The organism is Pseudomonas fragi (assembly GCF_002269505.1).
Taxonomy (GTDB): domain Bacteria; phylum Pseudomonadota; class Gammaproteobacteria; order Pseudomonadales; family Pseudomonadaceae; genus Aquipseudomonas; species Aquipseudomonas fragi_D.
In genome coordinates this window covers 38,627-57,193 of sequence record NZ_NQKQ01000033.1, presented here as the reverse complement: position 1 = coordinate 57,193, position 18,567 = coordinate 38,627, and the positions used below count along the sequence as shown (strand labels likewise).

Below are 18,567 nucleotides of genomic sequence, written 5' to 3'. Positions count from 1 at the left end.
ATCAGCTGTCACCGGTAGAGTTTGAAAAGCGTTACGCAGCGAGCCTGGAGAGTGTCTAGGAAACCCGGGGCGATTCACTGTATATCTCCATAGAGGTCTTGAATGCAGCCGGCCTCGACAGGTATTAGCACTCGATTTTTACCTCTGTGACTCATTGTTTTAGCAACAGATCAGCCTGGATCAGCCCGATCTGTCGACAGAGGCTAAAACCCCCAGTTCTCGGCGTTGATGACCCGACAGAATGGCCCTGCCAGGGTTGCATTGTGATGAGCGATAATCTGCTCTGCCTTCAGCGCGGGGGTATCGCTGCAGGTATGGCCATCGGCAATCAGTACAGTGTCGAACCCAAGGTCTCGTGCCGCACGGCAGGTGCTGTCGACACAATATTGGGTTTTCATGCCGGTGATGACTACCCCCTCAACGCCAAGAGCCTGTAGCTGATCGGCCAGGTCTGTCCTGGCAAAGGCGTTGGGGCGGCTTTTCTCGAAAATCACTTCGTCGCCTTGTAGCACCAGTTCCGGTACCAGTTGTGTCAGCGGGCTTCCCGGCTCAATCGGCGACCCTGGTGGGCCAATATGGCGGGCGAAAAAGACAGGTGCGTGTGCAATACGGGCTTTGCTCAGCAATGAATTCAACGTCTCCAGCAGCGCCTCGCCAGCCTGTGGTTTGTCCGGGCCATGCAGCAGTCCAACCTGCATGTCGAGAATTAACAGTGCATACATGGTGCTTTTCCTTGCGTTTAGCCAGTGACACAAGGGCACAAAAAAAGGCCCTGTCCATCACTGGCGGGCCTTTGAGGTTCGCGTGTTACTGGCTCACGACACCTCTCACGACCCGCCTCTGGCGGTCGTGGTAGTCGTGGTCAAGGCAACTCGTATTTGATTCATGGAGCTGACAGTAGCTGCGTGGCAGCACGTTGGCAAGCAGGTGCAGGGTGCGTGGTGACACCCGGCTGCCCTTCAATGACGTATTTCAATCGTGGCAAAACCCGCAAGACCCTGTGTTTCTTGTTGGGTTTTTGGCAAGAGTAGGGGGGGCGGTATTTGAAGATGTTTATAACCGATGTGTGCACTTAAATGATGCTTTTGCAGTATCAGTGCCCATATATGGGCTCTTTAGTTTTGTATTGACAGTCGCTTGATGCTCTTCTAGCGTGTCGATGTTTTGGTGGGTAAGCAGGTCTGTGGTTGGTGTGTTGCATGGGCTTGTTTGTGGATTGTCTGAAGCCGTTTTGTTATTAGTCAGGTGCTTATATGTCCTCTTTGCAAAGAGCTCTGGATGTTCATGATGAAGCTCCAGAGCTGGCGGCTGTTTTATTAAAGACAATTATTTTCAATGACCTGGATGACAAGCAGAAAAATGACTTCATCTGGCTGGTCAATCATGTGGTTGGAGAGTTGCTCTCTGACTGGGCAAGCGCTTTTGATTTGCTTTTATCCAACAGGTGGGAATGTTCAGCCATTTATTTCAAGTTTCTGGCCTGTACGGCCTACTGTTCTGCGCGCCCCGTGCACGCTTTTGCTGCCGAACGTGAGTACGCTGAGCTTGCAGGAATATCTTTAGTAGAAGCCAAGGTGCTTGTTGGTTTGCTGTGCGTACAAAGTCTGCAGGGTTCTGTGGATATAGCTCAGTCGATAAGCGTACTGGAAGGCTACGTCGCCCTGCTGGGGTTACCGTCGAGTTCGCCAGTGGGTAAAGGTGCGGCAGCAGCCTTGAATAACATTATTTCCAAACTGATTGATGACCCCCGTCTTCAGGATGACGAGCAGTCCCAACAAAAAGTCATTATTGATGCGGCTGTTGCGTGTGAACGGCTCTGGATGCAGTTTGGAACCTGGTTGAACCATGAGCGGAGCCTGTATTTGTGTGCGTTGACTTTTAACCGTTTCGCTCAGTGGCAGAGGGCACTGGATGTAGCTGACAAGGCGCTGGCTATTATCGAGTCGAACGGGGTGGAGGATGTGGACAGGGCTTTCTTGCTGCTTGAGGTTTCTAAAGCTTACCAAGGGCAGGGCAACAGGGAAAAGGTTGTTGAGGCGCTGCATGCAGCAGATCAAATCGCCCGGGATTTCGATTCGCAGCTGAGTCTTTGGTTTTTGGATGTGCGTTCCAGATTAAAGGTTGCGGACTTTGTGGCTGCTGGTTGACGCTGATTAAGGTCTGGGGGAGCAGTGCCATCAATGAGCGTGCGGGTCCATTGTGTTTTTCTCAGCAACTTGGCCATGAGAAGTATAGCCTGCCCCCCGATCTGCCTCATTCTACCCATGCAAGATGCTGTCCGGTATGGTTCGCTGTTGCTGGATTATGGTGCCGGAACAGAAAGACTCTTTCCTTTTTCTACTACCCAGGTGGCAAGGACGGTAGCGCCCTGCGGGCCCGCTTTGCTGATGTGAGGGGCGTATGCCAGGAACTTAAAACTTTCACCTGCCTTCATTCGCTTTTCAGGCTGCCCATCCATTGTAATGATGATTTCGCCGCTAAGCACATAAACGACTTCTGGTCCGGTATGCATATGTCGAACTTTAACTTCGTTTGGAGCGAGTACGGCTTTTTGCAAGCCCATCTGATAGTGGGGATCAGGCATGTCGATTCTTTGTAAAACATCAGAATTATTTGCCGTCGAGAGTACTGGCAAGTCTGCGATGGCAGTTCCCGTCCAGAGAGTTGCGATCAATATAAAGATTGCTGGGAATGGGCCTTTCATCAATTAAGCTCCTGGAATATGAGGTTTGGTTGCTGTGGGGGTCAGACGTTTTTAGTTGTTTGTGCTTTAAGTACTTTGCAAAAACAATATGTCTGTGGGGTTGGCAGGGTATGTAGTTTTTTTCTGTTGTTTATGTGGTGCGTTTCTTTTTTTGTTTGTGCAGGATTTGGCTTGTGGCATGGGTTATGTGTGTCGTAATTATCTCTTTCCATCATTGCGTATTATTGGTCAGGAATATCCAGATTGATCACCCGCCAACAAGGACTCTTCCATCCTTGCGGTCTTTATGGGTATTTCTGGCTCTTGCACACGAAGCCCGGGGGAACATGCGCAGAAGCACCCGCGGAAATAAGCTAAGTGACTGATTTGTAATAATAAGTATGTATCTAAATGTTTCTTGTGATTTTGCGGTCAAAAATGCCTATCGCGGGATAATTGATAGGGGAAATCCTTCGTAGCATGACGTTTTAGCTGAATTTGGTTGTGTATATGGTGAAATTACCTGCGCAACACTTCCTATACTGCCCGCGGTGTCTACGTACCTGTGCCGTCCAGCCAATCACGCTGCCTGACTGAACGGCCCTGGCGATAGCCACCCTGCGTAAATGAGGGGGTGTCCGCGTCTTCTCGTTTCCTGCACCTAATAAGTCTAAGAATGAGAAATAGTGTAATGAATAAACAGTCGATCCAGATTGCGCTTGCGTACATGTCCGTCGTTATTGGTGGTGGCTTTGCCTCAGGGCAGGAGGTGCTGCAGTTTTTCACCGGCTATGGGCTTATAGGCATCCTGGGCACTCTGGTGAGCGGTTTGATGTTTGCTTTCCTCGGTATGCAGATCGCCCGCATGAGTTCGAAGATGCAGGCCAATTCGCACAAGGAAGTCCTCTACGCCCTGTTCGGTGCGCGTGTGGGCTGGGTTGTCGATGTGGTGCTGTCGTTCTTCCTGTACGGGGTCGGGGTGGTGATGCTCGCCGGTAGCGGTTCGATCTTTGCCCAGCAATACGATCTGCCCCCTTTGTTTGGCGGTGTATTGATGACCGTGCTGGTGATCGCCACGCTGTGCATGAACGTCAAGCGCATCATTGATCTGATCAGCGCGGTAATGCCTTTTCTGCTGGCGATGGTGCTAATCATCACGACCTACTCGATCTTCAGCTACAACGCTCCAATCGAGACTCTGGACGCGGTTGCCCGCGAGAACAACGAGACGGTCACTGGCAACTGGTTTGTCGGCGCCTTGCTCTACGCTTCGTTCAATATCGCGGTAGGTTTCCCGATGCTGGCAGTGATCGGTGGCATGACCAAACAACCCAAGGCGGCTGCTCTCGGTGGTGTGCTCGGCGGGCTTGGTCTGGGTGCCCTGATCCTGTTGTTGAACATCGGTCTGTTTGCCAATATCAATCAGTTGCAGGGTATTGAAATGCCGTCCCTGGCACTGGCCGGACGCATCTCGCCACTGCTCTCGGTGGTGATGTCGATTGCACTGGTGTGCATGGTCTACAGCACTGCGGTAGGGATGTTCTTTGCCTTCAGTGCGCGCTTTGCCAAGCCTGAATCGGGCCGTTTCAAGTTGTTCAGTGCCGTGACCGTTTGTGTCGGCCTGGCCTTGAGCCTGGGTGGGTTCAGCAAGTTGGTGGGCACCGTGTATCCACTGCTGGGCTACGTCGGCTTTGCGCTGATCCTCGCCATTTGCTTCAACTGGCTGCGCAGCCGTTCGGTATCCAAGGCACAAAAAGCCGCGCTGGACGCCGTTTCCTGACCTCGACTGCCGCCGGATACAGATCCGGCGGCCTCCTTTCTTAGTCCTGTGGTGCAAGTATCTGATTGACGTCTCGAACCCTGGCGTAATCCATCGCCATGTTGGCAAGCGACAATGCGTGCACATCCTCGGCAGGCCAGAGGCGGCCATTCAGATCTTTCTGGTCAAACGTGTAGCAGGCGTCCGACGCCACGATCACATCAAAGCCCAAGCAACCTGCTGAACGTACTGTGGACTCCACGGAGTTGTTGGTGATCACGCCTGCGATCACTAACTGCTTGATCCCACGCGCGTGCAGCCAGCGTTCCAGGCCTGTGTTGGCAAATGCATCGGGGACATTCTTTTCGACCACGTGCTCTGGCTCAAACGGGGCCAGTGCCTGCTGAAACTCGCAGCCTGGCTGGCCGGGCCAGAACACGGAAGCGGGGCTGCGGGAGATATGCCGGACATGGACCAAGGGCCGTTGTAATTGCCTCCATGTCTCCAGCAGTCGCTGAACGTTGAGCTCGGCACGGGGGTTGTTTCTGCGGCCAAGCCCGGGGTCGGTCATTCCTTTTTGCATGTCGATGATGATCAGTGCCGCATTGGCTTTGACTAGGGGCATGGCCGTTCCTGTGGGCTGGACTGTAGAGCACCATGCTAAGCGCAACGGGGTGGGCTCACCAACTGGCTAGCACTCTTTATCCTGGCTCAGGGTTTGGGATTCGCCATGGCTGATCATCCATTTGAGCAATGCGCTGACCCGCACCCGATGTTTGCTCTCGACCCATTGCACGCCTTCTTGGCTGTAATGCTCGATATAACGGCTCAGTACCAGCTCATCGCCCTCGTCCGACAGGCGCAGGCTTGTTTCGCGACAGTGCAGGGCGGCGTTGGCGCGTTTTACCAGCCGCTGTTCCAGGATCATGGACGGGTTTTCACAAGGCATGGGTTACAAAAATTCGTGGCAGGGAAGAAGGTTGATCCTCCCATTGACGTCTTGCGCGGATATGTCTGCTTTTTTACCGCGGTGTCACTTTGTTGCCAGGTTGAAATATATGACGCAGCGCGCTGAATAGTTTTAGATATGAGGCCTTACAGACCTTAAGCGGTACGTGCCGGTGAGCAGCCTTTTGATCGTGGACGATGACCTTGAGGTCCTTGCGCTCCTGAAGAAATTTTTTCTGCAACATGGATATTCGGTGGCGGTGGCCACTGATGGCACGTCACTGTGGGCGGCGATGGCGCTGCAGCCACCGGACCTGATCATTCTTGACCTGATGTTGCCCGGCGAGAATGGCTTGATGCTGTGCCAGCGCTTGCGTCAGCAATACCCTACGCCCGTGATCATGTTGACTGCCATGGGTGAGCTGAGTGACCGCGTGGTAGGGCTGGAAATGGGCGCCGATGATTATCTGAGCAAGCCTTTTGATGCACGGGAACTGTTGGCCAGAGTGCGTGCCGTGTTGCGCCGGGCCGGGCAGGGGCAGCCCTCTGCCGGGCAGGTGCCGCGGCCACTGATGAAATTTGCGGGCTGGCAACTGGACCTTACCCGCCGCGAACTGCGTTCCCCGGATCAGGTGATGATTCCCTTGTCTGCAGGAGAGTTCGATTTGTTGCTGGTGTTTGTCGAACATCCTCAGCGCATTCTGACTCGCGAACTGTTGCTGGATCTGGCTCGTGGCGCCGGCCATGACGCGTTCGATCGCAGCATCGACGTACAGGTCAGCCGTTTGCGACGCAAGCTGGAGTTCGACAGCAAAGGGGTCGAGATGATTCGCACCGTGCGCAATGTCGGTTACCTGTTCACACCCGGGGTGACCTCTCAGTGACAGGCTGGATTTCAGGCTGGCGCCTGCGCTCGCGCAACACCATCGCTCGCTGGATTGCCTTGACCACCATTGTCGCCATGCTGACCGCGCTGGCGTTCAATGCGCTGTTTACTCAGTTGGCAGGTGTTTGGGCCTACCCGCCGTTGAGTGAAATCGGGCTGCTGGAAAAGATTTCCCTGACCACCAAACTGATCGAGGCTACGCCGGCGCCACAGCGCCAACGTCTGGCTGCGGCAGCCACTGACAGCGCTCTCAAGATCAGTTGGCATGCCAACCGCGATGGTCTGGACCTGCCGCAGGTGGCCGAAGCCGCCGAGCGTACAGCCACGCCACTGGCGCAGCGGCTGTTCAATAGCCCAGAGCGGCGCCTGGAAGCCTATCAGCCCGACGACTGGCCTCAGCACAACGGGCATTACGCCTTGTTGGTGCAGCTGGATGATGGCTCATGGCTAATGTTCAGCATTGCATCGCGCAGCTGGGGGCTGGGCCAATGGCAGCGCAACCTGATCCTGATTGTGCTGGTGTTGTTGTCGACCGTGCTTGTCGCACTGATTGCCACTCGCCACCTGGCCAGGCCCTTGCAACAGTTTGCCGAAGGCGCCCGGCGCTTTGGTGTGGATTTTCGCGCGCCGCCCATTGAACCGGTCGGCCCTAAAGAGATTCGTCAGGCAATTCTTGCCTTCAACGCGATGCAGGCGCAGTTGCAGCATTTCATCAAAGACCGTACCCAGATGCTTGCGGCCATTTCCCACGACTTGCGCACACCGCTGACGCGCATGCGTCTGCGCGGTGAGTTTATTGACGACCCGGAGCAACAGCAGCGTCTGTTTCGCGATGTGGACGAAATGCAGGCCATGATCAACTCCAGTCTGGAGTTCTTTCGCGATGATGCGCGGCTGGAGCAGGCCACGCAATTTGATCTGGCAGGTTTGTTGCAAACCCTGATCGATGACTACCGCGACCAGTCCATCGACATCGCTTTCAGCGGCCCTGCGCATCTGGTGTATTGGGGGCGGCCGCTAGGCCTCAAACGGGTGCTGACCAACCTGCTGGACAACGCCATCAAGTACGCCTGCGAGCCGGTCGTAGAGCTGAGTCGGGATCATGAGCAGGTCACTGTTGTTGTCCTCGATCGAGGCCCGGGCATTCCCGCTGAAAGCCATGAACAGGTGTTTGTGCCTTTTTATCGGCTGGAAGGTTCGCGAAACAAATATACCGGCGGGGTGGGCCTCGGCCTGTCGGCAGCCAGAGCGATTGTGCTGGAGCACGGCGGCTCGTTGACCTTGAGCAACCGCCCGGGTGGCGGGTTGGCGGTACGGGTTGTGTTGCCATTGCTCAAGGGTGCAGGGCTTGATCATTGCCTCTAGAAAGTGCCGGGCAAGCCCGGCACTTTTAGCCTCTCAGGCCGCGGCGACTACTGCCGTGGCTTTTTCGGGTGTGGCTACATCATGCAAGGAAATCCGCGAGGTCTCCGGTAATGCCAGGCCGCCAGCCAGGGCGAGCAGGGCAACTGCCATCAGATAAAACGCCGGCGACAGATTGCTGCCGGTGGAACTGATCAGCCATGTCGCCACCAGCGGTGCGGTTCCGCCGAAAAGTGTGTAAGCCATGTTGTAGGTGATGGCTGAGGCGGTATAGCGAGTACGGGTAGGAAAAGTCTCCGAGAGCAATGCTGCGGTGACTACGCCACATAGCACTGCGCCAATGGCCAGCAGCATGACGCCTATGATGGACGCTGCGAACCCGCCGGAGCTGGCCATCAGGAATGATGGATACACCGCGACAATCAGCAAGGTGCAAGCCGTTACCACCGTAGCCCGGCGCCCGACCCGGTCCGAATACAGCCCGGCCAGCGGGCAGATGGCGGCGGCGAAGAGCAGGGCGATCAGCGACACCAGCAAAGCGGTTGCCCGGCTCAGGCCACCTGCGACTTGCAGGTAGGTCGCGAAGTAAGTGGTGAACATGTAAAAGGACAGTGCCGTCAGCGACACAAAGGCCCCCAGGCAGCAGATGGCCGCAGCGTGGTTGCGCAAGGTTTCCTTGAGCGGGGAGTGGGCAACCGCATGTTCCTCCTTCACCGCCTGGAATGCCGGGGTTTCATCCAGCTTCCAGCGCATATACAGGCCCACCAGGCCCAGCGGCGCAGCAATCAGGAACGGCAGGCGCCAGCCCCAACTGCCCATGCTCTGCGCGGATAGCGACGCTTCAAGTGCATAGGCCACCACGGCCGCAGCGGCAAAAGCGGAAAAGGTCGAAACCGGCACAAAGCTGCCGTACCAGGCTCTTTTGTCGCTGGGGGCGTGCTCCATCAAATAGGCGCAGGCCCCGGCGTATTCACCGCCTGCAGAAAAGCCCTGGGCGCAACGGATCAGGGTCAGCAGGATCGGCGCCATCACCCCGATGGCGGCATAGGTGGGCAATATGCCGATCAAGGTGGTGGCCCCGGCCATCAGCAAAATGGTCATGGCAAGGGTGCGCTTGCGGCCGATCCTGTCCCCCAGCATGCCGAAAAAAATCCCGCCAAGGGGGCGAAACGCGAAAGCCACGGCGAACACTGCAAAGGTCTTGAGCAACGCGGCACTGGCATCACCACTGGGGAAAAACTGCTGGGCGATGGTGGTGGCCAGAAAGCCATAGATGGCGAAGTCGAACCACTCGACAAAATTACCGATGCCGGCGGCGATAATCACCTTTCTCAACGTTTCAGGGCTGACCTGTTCTGTGGATACGCTCGTCATGCTGCACCTCGACCTGTCATCAGTAAGTGATGATTATCGAGGCAGCGCTTTAAACGATTAGCTCTCAAAGTGTCATCGGCATAGCCAGTACCGACTTGTACGGGGTCAAGTCCGGGGGTACAGCCTACCTGGCAAACCTCTTGGCCCCCGCAACGCACACAATCACGGCCGCTGTAACGCCAAACATGCCCATGCTCACAGTCTCGTGCAGCAAGGTGGCAGCGAGTGCCAAACCAAAAAAGGGTTGTAGCAATTGTAATTGCCCGACGGCGGCAATCCCGCCCTGCGCCAGCCCCCGGTACCAGAACACAAAGCCGATCAGCATGCTGAACACGGAAATGTAGGCCAGCCCAAACCAGGCGGGTGCGCCAATGCCTTTGAACGAAGCCGGAGCCCACAGCCATGCCAGCGGTGCCATCAATGGCAGGGACAGCACCAGCGCCCATGAAATCACCTGCCAGCCGCCCAGCGTCCGCGACAGCTTGGCCCCTTCGGCATAGCCAAGACCGCAGATCAGTACTGCCAGGAGCATCAGGATGTCACCCTCGGGAGCTGCGCTCAGGCCTTGCGCCAGGGCATAGGCCACGACGCACGCGCTGCCCAGGATCGAGAACAGCCAGAACGCCGGCCGCGGCCGTTCACCCCCGCGCACCACGGCGAAGGCTGCGGTAGACAGCGGCAGCAGGCCGAGAAAGACAATGGTGTGCGCCGATGTCACATGCTGCAAAGCCAGCGCGGTCAGCAGCGGAAAACCCACCACAACCCCGGTCGCAACCAGTAGCAGGGGTACCAGCTGACTGCGCTGTGGCCGCCGGGCCTTGAGCAGCCCGAGCATGGCCAGGGCCAGTACCCCGGCAATGCTGGCACGGGCCAGGGTGAGGAACACGGGATCGAACTCCAGCACCGCCACCTTGGTGGCGGGCAGTGAGGCACTGAAAATAACCACGCCGATAAAGCCGTTTATCCAGCCGCTCAGGTTTTTTTCAGTGGTGGGGTTTTGCAGGTTCGAGGTACGTTCCATCGAGTCTCACGCTCAAGGCTAATCGCGGGATTGCATTCAATGCATCCTAGGGCTGATGATTGATGACAATCAAAAAATTGTCATGGATACAAATGCCGATGCCCCGTTCCCGCTATAAGTCGCTGGTTGACGCCTTTGCTGCCGATATTCGCTCAGGCCGTCTGTCGCCGGGCACGCGTTTGCCGACCCATCGCCAGCTCGCGGCCAGCGAAGGGCTGGCGCTGGTCACTGCCAGTCGGGTGTATGCCGAGCTTGAGGCCATGGGTCTGGTCAGCGGCGAAACCGGGCGTGGCACCTTTGTCCGGGAAACCTCGCTACCGCCCGGGCACGGTATCGACCAGCCCGACGTGACCCCGGGGATGCTCGACCTCAACTACAACTATCCCTCCTTGCCAGGCCAGGCCGAACTGCTGCGTACAGCACTGCGGCAGTTGGCGTTGTCCGGGGACCTGGAATCGTTGTTGCGCTATCAGCCTCACGGCGGTCGCCTGCATGAGCGCGCATCAGTGGCGCGGCATCTGGCCAGGAGCGGGCTGCAGGTAGCCGCCGAACAGGTATTGATCGTCAATGGCGCACAACACGGGTTGAGCGTGGTGCTGATGGGACTGCTGCAGCCCGGTGACGTGATCGCGGTCGACGAATTGACCTACCCGGGCTTCAAGGCACTGGCGCTGGCACTGCACCTGGAAATCCTGCCCATCCCGAGTACACAACACGGGCCGGATCTGGATGCCCTCGCCAAGCTATGTCGCACCCGCTCGGTGCGTGCAATCTACTGCATGCCGACTTTGCACAACCCGTTGGGCTGGGTGATGAGTCTGGAGCAGCGCCAGCAACTGGTCACGATCGCCAGGTTGCATGATCTGCAGATTATTGAGGATGCTGCCTACGCTTTTTTAGTCGAAAACCCACCGACGTCTTTGGCTGAATTGGCGCCGGAAAGAACGGTTTACGTGTCCGGTTTTTCCAAGAGCGTCGCAGCGGGTTTACGCGTTGGCTTCATCGTCGCGCCTGCAGAAAAGATCAGCACTCTTGAGCGAATAATCCGCGTGACTGCCTGGAATGCTCCCGGTGTGATGACCGCCATCACCAGCGCCTGGCTCGACGACGGAACTGTGACCCGCCTGGAGGCGCAAAAGCGCAAGGACGCACAGGCAAGGCAGCTCATAGCTGACGAGCAGTTGGTGGGTTTGCACAGGATCCGCCATCCATCGTCCTACTTTGTCTGGTTGCCTTTGTCGGAGGATGCCAGGGCGGACCAGGTGGCTGCGGCATTGGAGCGTGAGCAGGTATCGGTGTCTACCGCCCAGCCCTTTGCAACCTCGGTGCATGTGCCCCATGCGATCAGGCTGGCGCTGGGCTCGGTGGACATGGCGTCATTGCGTGAAGGCCTGGCGAAAGTCAAATGGGTGGTGCAAGCCCATGCATGAGGCGCCAGCACTCAGGCCATGGGCGGCAACCGGCGTTTGACCGGGCTTTTCTTGATGATCGCCGTATTGGTTTCGGCATAGGCGTTGAGGCCATCCAGCAGGCTGTCCAGTTGCTCGATTGATCGCACATGCAGGCGAGCAATAAAACAGTCATCGCCCGTCACCTTGTCGCACTCGGTGAATTGGGGGATGTTCTGGATCTGGCGCTCCACTTCCTGCAATTGCCCCGGTAACGGGCGAATGCGGATGATGGCCTGGAGTTGGTAGCCAAAGGCTTTGGGGTCGACTTCCAGGGTGTAGCCCTTGATAACTTCGCGCTCCTGGAGCTTGCGAATGCGCTCGGCGACGCTGGGTGATGACAGGCCGCTGAGGCTGGCCAGTGTTTTTAGCGAGCTGCGTGAGTCTTGCATCAGTGCGCTGATCAACAGCTGATCTATCTCGTCGTTCATCTGTGCTCCTTAGGCCAAATTGGCAAAATGCCTTAACACTAAAGGCAAAAATCACCCATTGCCTTTTCTGGATTATGGCGCGGCACGAATCGCGATTGCCATACTGTTTCCTACTTTGAGGGAGGCAAATATGGACAAAACCTTGCAACGCGGTTCGCTGGAAATGGTCGCCGCCATGCTGATTTCCGGCACCATCGGCTGGCTCGTCCTGCTGAGCGGGCAAGCCGTGTTGGATGTCGTGTTCTGGCGCTGTGTGTTTGGCGCTGCGACGTTGCTGCTGATCTGTGCGCGGATGGGGTTTTTACGCCGCGGTTTGCTCAACCGCCATACCTTTGCGCTGATTGTTCTGAGCGGTGTGGCCATCGTTGCCAATTGGGTATTGTTGTTCGCGTCCTACTCCAGGGCATCAATTGCCATTGGTACGGCGGTCTACAACGTTCAGCCGTTTATCCTGCTCGGTCTGGCGGCGTTGTTCCTTGGTGAAAGAATTACCCTGCACAAACTGGCCTGGCTGGCGGTGTCGTTTGTGGGCATGCTGGCAATCGTTAGCGCCCATCGCGGGCAAGGGGAGAGCGGCAGTGAGTACTTGCTGGGGATTGCCCTGGCGCTGAGTGCGGCCTTGATGTACGCCGTGGCTGTCCTGATCATCAAACGCCTGCGCGGGATCCCCCCGCACCTGATCGCCCTGATCCAGGTCAGCACCGGAGCCCTGCTGCTGGCGCCAGTGGCCAACTTCACCGAGCTGCCTGCGGGCACACAGGCCTGGGGCGCATTACTGACACTTGGCGTGGTGCATACCGGCTTGATGTATGTACTGCTCTACGGAGCAATCCAGAAACTGCCCACGGCATTGATCGGAGCACTGAGCTTTATCTATCCCATTGCTGCGATATTCGTGGACTGGTTTGCCTTCGGCCATCGCCTGCAACCGCTGCAATGGGTTGGCGTTGCGGCAATTCTGCTTGCGGCAGCCGGGATTCAGCTGGGGTGGCGGGTTGGAGGACGGCGGGTGGTGAATGGATGACGCGTGCGCTTAAAGCCCCTGGCCACCCTGAGAATTCATGGCCAAGGGCCTTGCCGGCCTGGTTTAAATCCCCGACCGGCTCATCGGGCTGATCATGCGCACGCCCAAGCTCAATGCTTGAGTGACCAGCGCTCTCATATCGGCGGTGTTCTCGTTCATGACGCACTGTGCCAGCTTTTCGCCCAGGGTCGGCGCGGTGTCGGTGCCTTCCGGGTAAGCGCGCAGGATCAGTAGCCCGCTGTTGGTCAGTACCACTTCGAAAAAGGCGACGCCCGACATGCCGTCGAAGTGGATGTAGCCGATGTCGGCCAGCCATTTGACCGTGGCCAGGAACAGGTTCTCTTCTTTTTCCAGCGCCTCGCGGTTGCTGTCCGCCAAGCCTTTGTAGTCGATAAAGCGCTCGGCAGTCAGGGTGATGGGCAAGGGGAAGTTACGGTACAGGTGGCCCAGGATCAAACCGGCATAACAGTCGAACAATTCGATATTGTTGGACGGCAAGGTGTTGATCGAGTGAAGGTTTTTTTCTGTGAGGTGACCGGCTAATCCTTTGAACATGCGAACCTCTGTCAGCTGAGTCTGTAAGGCGTGACTGAATAATCGTACCCATTGGTATAGCACAGCCATGTCCTGGGAACCTGACCTGTAGCAATTGTTACAAGGTAAGTCGTAGAGCCTGGAAAATCCCTAAAAAATCAGATGCATAACTGGCTTTTTAGAATCAGGCTGCTATTACTGTGGGGCGCGGTAACCTGCGCAAGGCCCGTTTGGGTGAGGCTATTTTTTATCAGGAGGATAGATGTCAAAGCCTGCATGGATGCGTAACACCCTGGTGGCGGCTGCCTTGTTGAGTGTGCTGGCAGCGCCTGCCCAGTCAGCGCAGGACCGCACCCTGCAACTGGCCATTGGCGATGAGCCGACCGAAGGCTTCGATCCGATGCTGGGCTGGAGCCACGGCAGCTACTTGCTGCTGCACAGCCCTTTGCTCAAGCAAAACGAAGATTTGTCCTGGAGCAGCTTTCTGCTCAGCGATTATCAGACCAGCGCGGATGGCAAGACCTGGACCCTCAAGCTCAAGCCCGACCTGAAGTTCTCCGACGGCTCGCCGCTGACGGCCAAGGATGTGGCTTACACCTACAACAATGCGGCGGCCAGTGGCGGCAAGGTCGATATGGGCAACTTCCTCAAGGCTGAGGCGGTGGATCCGCTCACAGTACGTATTGAGCTCAAGGCGCCGCAAAGCACGTTCGTCAACGTGCTCGGTTCGCTGGGGATCGTCTCGGCAGACAAATACGACGCCAAAACCTATGCGCAAAAGCCGATTGGCGCCGGGCCTTATCGCTTGGTCAGCTACCAGCCGGGCCAGCAGTTAATTGTTGAGGCCAACCCGTATTACGCGGGGCAAAAAAATGATTTCAACAAACTGGTGTTTGTGTTCCTGGATGAAGACAGCGCCTTTGCCGCTGCCCAAAGCAAGCAGTTGGGCATTGTGCGCATTGCCCCTTCGCTGGCAGTGACGCCTGCCGCGGGCATGAAGCTTTGGGTTCGGCCCAGCGTGGAAAACCGTGGCATCGTGATGCCAACCATCGCATCCGGTAAAAAAGATGCCCAGGGCTACCCCATTGGCAATGATGTGACGGCCGATGTCGCCATTCGCAAAGCCATCAACTACGCCATCAATCGCCAACTGCTTGCCGATCAGATTCTCGAAGGCCACGCGATCCCGGCCTATACCGGCGTGCAGGGTTTGCCGTGGGATAACCCGCAGGCGGCCTTCAAGGATGGCGATATCGCCAAGGCGCGACAGATACTGGAAGATGCGGGCTGGATTGAAAACGCCCACGGCATCCGTGAAAAAGACGGTCTGCCGGCCAAAATCACCCTGTGGTACGCCAGTGGCGATGCCACCCGCCGTGACCTGGCCCAGGCCGTGCGCTCGATGCTCAAACCCGTGGGCATCGACGTGGACTTGAAGTCCGGCAGTTGGGAAACCGTTGAGCGCAATATGCACGCCAACCCGACCCTGTTTGGCTGGGGCAGCCTCGACCCGATGGAGCTTTACCATCACTATAGCAGCAAGGCGGCGGGCGTGGAGTACTACAACCCCGGCTATTACCGTAACCCGGTTGTCGATCAGCATCTGCAGCAAGCCCTCGATGCGCCAACCTGGCAGCAGGCCGTGCCGTTCTGGCAGCAAGTGGAGTGGGACGGCAAAACCGGTGTCGGGGTAAAAGGTGACGCGGCCTGGGCCTGGTTGCTCAATGTGCAGCACACCTACCTTACCGATGAGTGCGTCGATCTGGGCAAGGGCGCCCCGGAAATTCACGGCTCCTGGTCGCTGCTCAACAGCGTTGATGGCTGGAAGTGGACCTGCCAGTGATTCGCGGCGTGTCGCTTTTCGTGGTGCGCTTGATGGGCCTGCTGCTGGTCACGGCAGCGGGCACATTTGCCTTGCTCAGTTTTTCTCCGGTGGACCCGATCCGCGCCTATATAGGTAACGATCTGCTGCACGTTCCCCCCGAGCAGTACCCGTTGATTGCGGCGCGCTGGGGGCTCGACCTGCCGTTGTGGGAGCGTTTTTTGCGCTGGTTCGGGCAAATGCTGCATGGTGATTTCGGCTATTCCATGCTCTATAACGCGCCGGTCTCACAAGTGATTGGCGAGCGTTTTGCCACCTCGTTTGCACTGCTGTTCTCGGCCTGGCTGTTTTCCGGCATCGTCGGCCTGGCCATGGGGCTGACGGCGGGGCGGTACCTGAACCGTTGGCCCGACCGCCTTATCTCGACCCTGTCTTATGTGCTGGCGTCCATGCCGACGTTCTGGATTGGCCTGCTGTTGCTGTCACTGTTTGCCGTGACGCTCAACTGGGCGCCGATCTGCTGCGCCTGGACCCCTGGCAGCAATGCCCAAACCGCATCCTGGGGCGACAAGCTCAGGCACTTGATTCTGCCCATGTTGGCCCTTGGCGTGCTGGGTGTAGGCAATATTGCCCTGCATACCCGCTCGCGGGTGGCCGAGGTCATGAACAGCGAATTTATCCGTTACGCCCATGCCCAGGGCGACAAAGGCTGGCCGCTGATCAACTTTCATATCCTGCGCCACGCCATCACCCCGGCCTTGTGCCTGCAATTCGCCTCGGTGGGAGAGCTGATCGGCGGCTCGTTGCTGGCCGAAAAAGTGTTCGCCTATCCAGGCCTGGGGCAGGCCACGATTGATGCCGGGTTGCGCGGCGATATTCCGTTGTTGATGGGGATCGTGATGTTTTGTGCGGTGCTGGTATTTACCGGCAACAGCATTGCCAACGCGCTGTTGTTGCGCCTCAACCGCGGGGCGGCGCGCCAGTCATGACTTACAACCCCAATGGCGCATTGCTCAGGCTTTGCCTCTCGTTGTTGATACTGCTGGGATTGATCGCCTACGGTATCTCAATCATCAATATTGATGTCTCCATGGATCTGCTGGCACGGCGCCTGCCACCCTCTGCGGAGTACTGGTTTGGCACTGACAGCCTGGGTCGTGACTTGTGGTTGCGGTGTTTTCAGGGGATGACCACCAGCCTGCAAATCGGCCTGACGGCAGCCTTCAGCAGCGGTTTTCTGGCGATGCTGGCGGCCAGTTTGTGTGCATTGAACAAAACCCTGGATTACTTGATTCGCGGGCTTATCGACAGCATGCTGGCGCTGCCGCATTTGTTGCTGCTGGTATTGATTTGCTTCACTTTGGGCGGCGGTAAACAGGGCGTCATCCTGGCTGTGGCACTGACTCACTGGCCGCGCCTGGCCCTGATCCTGCGCGGCGAGATCCTGCGCATCCGCGAGACCGATTTTGTGATGCTTTCCCATCGCCTGGGCAACAGCAGTTTCTACCGCTGGCGTCATCACTTGCTGCCCTTGCTGATGCCGCAGTGGATCGTCGGCACTTTGTTGATGTTTCCCCACGCGGTCCTGCATTCGGCGGCGTTGAGCTTCCTGGGCTTCGGCCTGGCGCCCCATGATCCGTCGCTGGGCCTGTTGCTGGCCGATGCGCTAAGGTACTTGAGCAGTGGCGCCTGGTGGCTGGCGTTTTTTCCGGGTTTGATTCTGGTGGCACTGGTGTTGGTCTTTGACCAATTTGCGCGGGCATTGCAGCAGCTCTGGATAAGGATTACCTGATGCTGAAATTCGACCGGTTTGCGATCGACGTTGCTCACTACCATTGGCTGGGCCACAAAACCTGGCATCCGCTGCTGAGCAACATCTCCCTGCAAGTACACCCTGGCGAGTTGGTGGCGCTGGTAGGCTCCAGCGGCGAAGGCAAAAGCCTGCTGCTGCAAAGCGCTTTGGGCTTGCTCCCGGAAAACATGCGCTGTCGCGGTGAAATAGTGCTCGACGGTCAGGTGCTGGGGGAGACCGGCAAGGTCGACCAGCGCGGCAAGACCGTGTGTTATGTGCCTCAGGGCGTGAGTGCCCTGAACCCCTTGATCAAGGTCGGGCCGCAATTGCAACGCGCCGCACAATTGAGCGGGGTCAAGCTGGGGCTCGACGCGGTGGCCGAGCAACTCAAGCACTACAACCTCAAGCCGGAACTGGTCGACGAATTTCCGCGCATGCTGTCGGGGGGCATGGCCAAGCGCGTACTGGCCAGTTGCGCGGCCTTGACCCATGCGCGCTATATTCTCGCGGACGAGATCACCTCATGGCTGGATGACGACCACGCCTGCCAACTGCTGACCCACCTCAAGAGCTTTTGCCTGCAAGGCCGGGGGATTTTATGGGTGACCCATGACCTGGCACTGGCGGCGCGTTTTGCCGACAGAATCGCCGTGCTGCATCAGGGCGAGCTGCACGAAACCCTGAGTGCTGAAGAATTGCGAGAAAACGGCGGCAGCCCCTGGTTGCAGTCGCTGTGGGCGGCCTTGCCCGAACAACAATTCTTTGCCCGCCGGGTGCCCGAATATGCTTGAGGTCCAGCAACTCAGCATCGTTCAGGATGGCCGCCAGCTTTGGGACAACGTGTCGTTCCAGGTGCGGCCGGGGGAGCGCCAGGGCATCTCGGCGCCCAGCGGCTATGGCAAAACGACCCTGGGCCGGGTGCTGGCGCAATGGCAGTCATCAACCTCGGGCCGTGTGATGGTGGGCGGCAAACCGTTGTCGCAAAAGGGCTACTGCCCGGTCCAGCTGGTGCCGCAGCATCCCGAGCAAACCTTCAACCCCTATCGCACCACAGGCGAGAGCCTGCGTGATGCCTGGTCGCCGGATGCTGAATGGCTGGCGCGTCTGGCGGTCAACCCCGACTGGCTGGCCCGACGCCCGGACGAATTGTCTGGCGGTGAACTGGCGCGTATCGCCTTGCTCAGGGCCCTTGATCCGCGTACTCGCTACCTGATAGCAGACGAAGTCACGGCACAACTGGATGCGCATATTCAGGCACAGGTCTGGCAAGTATTGCTGGAAGAGGCCACACGACGTGAATTGGGGCTGATAGTGTTCAGCCACAACAAGGCGTTGTTGCACAAGGTGTGTTCGAGTATTTGGTACCCGGACCCATCCTTGTAGTCGCTGACGAGGAACGAAGGCTGCGAACGGCTGCGCAGCAGTCGTAAAGCATGCTGCTCGGCGTTTCAGATAGATCACGCTTATCGGGTTTACGACGATT

19 protein-coding genes are annotated in these 18,567 nt (G+C 57.6%); 11 read left to right on the top strand and 8 right to left on the bottom strand.

What is annotated here, in order from left to right; translation table 11 throughout:
• Positions 1 to 203: 203 nt before the first annotated feature.
• The gene (locus CJU81_RS21690; RefSeq protein WP_095038194.1) at positions 204 to 722 is read right to left on the bottom strand and encodes a cysteine hydrolase family protein; all 519 of its coding nucleotides are present in this window, start codon (positions 720 to 722) and stop codon (positions 204 to 206) included.
• Positions 723 to 1,253: 531 nt separating this feature from the next.
• Here CJU81_RS21690 and CJU81_RS21685 point away from each other — a divergent pair.
• Complete coding sequence (locus tag CJU81_RS21685; RefSeq protein WP_095038193.1) at positions 1,254 to 2,147, top strand: hypothetical protein; 894 nt, start codon at positions 1,254 to 1,256, stop codon at positions 2,145 to 2,147.
• Between the two features lie 155 nt (positions 2,148 to 2,302).
• On the opposite strand, the gene CJU81_RS21680 is transcribed toward CJU81_RS21685, so the two are convergent.
• A complete protein-coding gene (locus tag CJU81_RS21680; RefSeq protein ID WP_095038192.1) occupies positions 2,303 to 2,704 on the bottom strand; it encodes a cupin domain-containing protein in 402 nt (133 codons plus the stop codon).
• A 670-nt stretch (positions 2,705 to 3,374) separates the two neighbouring features.
• On the opposite strand from CJU81_RS21680, the gene CJU81_RS21675 reads away from it, so the two are divergent.
• Positions 3,375 to 4,463 carry a YkvI family membrane protein gene (locus CJU81_RS21675; protein WP_095038191.1) on the top strand — a complete coding sequence of 363 codons (1,089 nt, stop codon included), beginning with the start codon at positions 3,375 to 3,377 and terminating at the stop codon, positions 4,461 to 4,463.
• Positions 4,464 to 4,503: 40 nt separating this feature from the next.
• On the opposite strand, the gene CJU81_RS21670 is transcribed toward CJU81_RS21675, so the two are convergent.
• Positions 4,504 to 5,067 (bottom strand): cysteine hydrolase family protein, encoded by a 564-nt coding sequence (locus CJU81_RS21670; RefSeq protein ID WP_095038190.1) that lies wholly within the window; start codon positions 5,065 to 5,067, stop codon positions 4,504 to 4,506.
• A 66-nt stretch (positions 5,068 to 5,133) separates the two neighbouring features.
• Positions 5,134 to 5,370, bottom strand: a complete 237-nt coding sequence (locus tag CJU81_RS21665; protein ID WP_254924907.1) for a hypothetical protein — start codon at positions 5,368 to 5,370, stop codon at positions 5,134 to 5,136.
• A 193-nt stretch (positions 5,371 to 5,563) separates the two neighbouring features.
• Between CJU81_RS21665 and CJU81_RS21660 the strand changes: the two genes are divergently transcribed.
• Entirely contained in the window at positions 5,564 to 6,274 is a 711-nt protein-coding gene (locus CJU81_RS21660; RefSeq protein ID WP_095038199.1) for a response regulator, read from the top strand.
• The gene (locus CJU81_RS21655; protein WP_254924906.1) at positions 6,271 to 7,641 is read left to right on the top strand and encodes a sensor histidine kinase; all 1,371 of its coding nucleotides are present in this window, start codon (positions 6,271 to 6,273) and stop codon (positions 7,639 to 7,641) included. The genes CJU81_RS21660 and CJU81_RS21655 overlap by 4 nt, the downstream gene beginning before the upstream one ends.
• 33 nt (positions 7,642 to 7,674) lie before the next feature.
• Here the strand turns inward: CJU81_RS21655 and CJU81_RS21650 are convergent, their stop codons facing one another.
• Together CJU81_RS21650 and CJU81_RS21645 are read right to left on the bottom strand one after the other, a co-directional pair.
• On the bottom strand, positions 7,675 to 9,012 hold the full coding sequence (locus tag CJU81_RS21650; RefSeq protein ID WP_095038188.1) for an MFS transporter: 1,338 nt from the start codon (positions 9,010 to 9,012) through the stop codon (positions 7,675 to 7,677).
• Positions 9,013 to 9,136: 124 nt separating this feature from the next.
• On the bottom strand, positions 9,137 to 10,033 hold the full coding sequence (locus CJU81_RS21645) for a DMT family transporter (protein ID WP_095038187.1): 897 nt from the start codon (positions 10,031 to 10,033) through the stop codon (positions 9,137 to 9,139).
• A gap of 98 nt (positions 10,034 to 10,131) precedes the next feature.
• Here CJU81_RS21645 and CJU81_RS21640 point away from each other — a divergent pair, with 98 nt between their 5' ends.
• Positions 10,132 to 11,463: an aminotransferase-like domain-containing protein gene (locus tag CJU81_RS21640; RefSeq protein ID WP_095038197.1), complete on the top strand. Its 1,332-nt coding sequence runs from the start codon at positions 10,132 to 10,134 to the stop codon at positions 11,461 to 11,463.
• Between the two features lie 11 nt (positions 11,464 to 11,474).
• Here CJU81_RS21640 and CJU81_RS21635 read toward each other — a convergent pair whose 3' ends face one another.
• Positions 11,475 to 11,912, bottom strand: a complete 438-nt coding sequence (locus CJU81_RS21635; RefSeq protein WP_095028643.1) for an Lrp/AsnC family transcriptional regulator — start codon at positions 11,910 to 11,912, stop codon at positions 11,475 to 11,477.
• A 130-nt stretch (positions 11,913 to 12,042) separates the two neighbouring features.
• Between CJU81_RS21635 and CJU81_RS21630 the strand changes: the two genes are divergently transcribed.
• A complete protein-coding gene (locus tag CJU81_RS21630; RefSeq protein ID WP_095038186.1) occupies positions 12,043 to 12,936 on the top strand; it encodes a DMT family transporter in 894 nt (297 codons plus the stop codon).
• A 63-nt stretch (positions 12,937 to 12,999) separates the two neighbouring features.
• On the opposite strand, the gene CJU81_RS21625 is transcribed toward CJU81_RS21630, so the two are convergent.
• Positions 13,000 to 13,491 (bottom strand): hypothetical protein, encoded by a 492-nt coding sequence (locus tag CJU81_RS21625; RefSeq protein ID WP_086797777.1) that lies wholly within the window; start codon positions 13,489 to 13,491, stop codon positions 13,000 to 13,002.
• 241 nt (positions 13,492 to 13,732) lie between these two features.
• On the opposite strand from CJU81_RS21625, the gene CJU81_RS21620 reads away from it, so the two are divergent.
• From CJU81_RS21620 to CJU81_RS21600, 5 genes are read left to right on the top strand one after another with little or no spacing between them, the layout of a single operon-like run.
• Positions 13,733 to 15,313, top strand: a complete 1,581-nt coding sequence (locus tag CJU81_RS21620) for an ABC transporter substrate-binding protein (protein ID WP_095038185.1) — start codon at positions 13,733 to 13,735, stop codon at positions 15,311 to 15,313.
• Positions 15,298 to 16,281 carry an ABC transporter permease gene (locus tag CJU81_RS21615; RefSeq protein ID WP_217902768.1) on the top strand — a complete coding sequence of 328 codons (984 nt, stop codon included), beginning with the start codon at positions 15,298 to 15,300 and terminating at the stop codon, positions 16,279 to 16,281. Before CJU81_RS21620 ends, CJU81_RS21615 begins: the two co-directional genes overlap by 16 nt.
• Positions 16,278 to 17,084, top strand: a complete 807-nt coding sequence (locus CJU81_RS21610) for an ABC transporter permease (protein WP_095038184.1) — start codon at positions 16,278 to 16,280, stop codon at positions 17,082 to 17,084. The genes CJU81_RS21615 and CJU81_RS21610 overlap by 4 nt, the downstream gene beginning before the upstream one ends.
• Positions 17,084 to 17,875: an ATP-binding cassette domain-containing protein gene (locus CJU81_RS21605; protein ID WP_095038183.1), complete on the top strand. Its 792-nt coding sequence runs from the start codon at positions 17,084 to 17,086 to the stop codon at positions 17,873 to 17,875. Before CJU81_RS21610 ends, CJU81_RS21605 begins: the two co-directional genes overlap by 1 nt.
• Positions 17,868 to 18,467 carry an ATP-binding cassette domain-containing protein gene (locus CJU81_RS21600; protein ID WP_095038182.1) on the top strand — a complete coding sequence of 200 codons (600 nt, stop codon included), beginning with the start codon at positions 17,868 to 17,870 and terminating at the stop codon, positions 18,465 to 18,467. The genes CJU81_RS21605 and CJU81_RS21600 overlap by 8 nt, the downstream gene beginning before the upstream one ends.
• Positions 18,468 to 18,567: the final 100 nt, after the last annotated feature.

Bases quoted from the DNA above. Each gene is read 5' to 3' on its own strand.
- CJU81_RS21635 (WP_095028643.1), bottom strand. From the start codon at position 11,912: ATGAACGACGAGATAGATCAGCTGTTGATCAGCGCACTGATGCAAGAC.
- CJU81_RS21600 (WP_095038182.1), top strand. From the start codon at position 17,868: ATGCTTGAGGTCCAGCAACTCAGCATCGTTCAGGATGGCCGCCAGCTT.
- CJU81_RS21605 (WP_095038183.1), top strand. From the start codon at position 17,084: ATGCTGAAATTCGACCGGTTTGCGATCGACGTTGCTCACTACCATTGG.
- CJU81_RS21675 (WP_095038191.1), top strand. From the start codon at position 3,375: ATGAATAAACAGTCGATCCAGATTGCGCTTGCGTACATGTCCGTCGTT.
- CJU81_RS21680 (WP_095038192.1), bottom strand. From the start codon at position 2,704: ATGAAAGGCCCATTCCCAGCAATCTTTATATTGATCGCAACTCTCTGG.
- CJU81_RS21625 (WP_086797777.1), bottom strand. From the start codon at position 13,491: ATGTTCAAAGGATTAGCCGGTCACCTCACAGAAAAAAACCTTCACTCG.
- CJU81_RS21630 (WP_095038186.1), top strand. From the start codon at position 12,043: ATGGACAAAACCTTGCAACGCGGTTCGCTGGAAATGGTCGCCGCCATG.
- CJU81_RS21670 (WP_095038190.1), bottom strand. From the start codon at position 5,067: ATGCCCCTAGTCAAAGCCAATGCGGCACTGATCATCATCGACATGCAA.
- CJU81_RS21610 (WP_095038184.1), top strand. From the start codon at position 16,278: ATGACTTACAACCCCAATGGCGCATTGCTCAGGCTTTGCCTCTCGTTG.
- CJU81_RS21665 (WP_254924907.1), bottom strand. From the start codon at position 5,370: ATGATCCTGGAACAGCGGCTGGTAAAACGCGCCAACGCCGCCCTGCAC.
- CJU81_RS21645 (WP_095038187.1), bottom strand. From the start codon at position 10,033: ATGGAACGTACCTCGAACCTGCAAAACCCCACCACTGAAAAAAACCTG.
- CJU81_RS21690 (WP_095038194.1), bottom strand. From the start codon at position 722: ATGTATGCACTGTTAATTCTCGACATGCAGGTTGGACTGCTGCATGGC.
- CJU81_RS21640 (WP_095038197.1), top strand. From the start codon at position 10,132: ATGCCCCGTTCCCGCTATAAGTCGCTGGTTGACGCCTTTGCTGCCGAT.
- CJU81_RS21650 (WP_095038188.1), bottom strand. From the start codon at position 9,012: ATGACGAGCGTATCCACAGAACAGGTCAGCCCTGAAACGTTGAGAAAG.
- CJU81_RS21685 (WP_095038193.1), top strand. From the start codon at position 1,254: ATGTCCTCTTTGCAAAGAGCTCTGGATGTTCATGATGAAGCTCCAGAG.
- CJU81_RS21620 (WP_095038185.1), top strand. From the start codon at position 13,733: ATGTCAAAGCCTGCATGGATGCGTAACACCCTGGTGGCGGCTGCCTTG.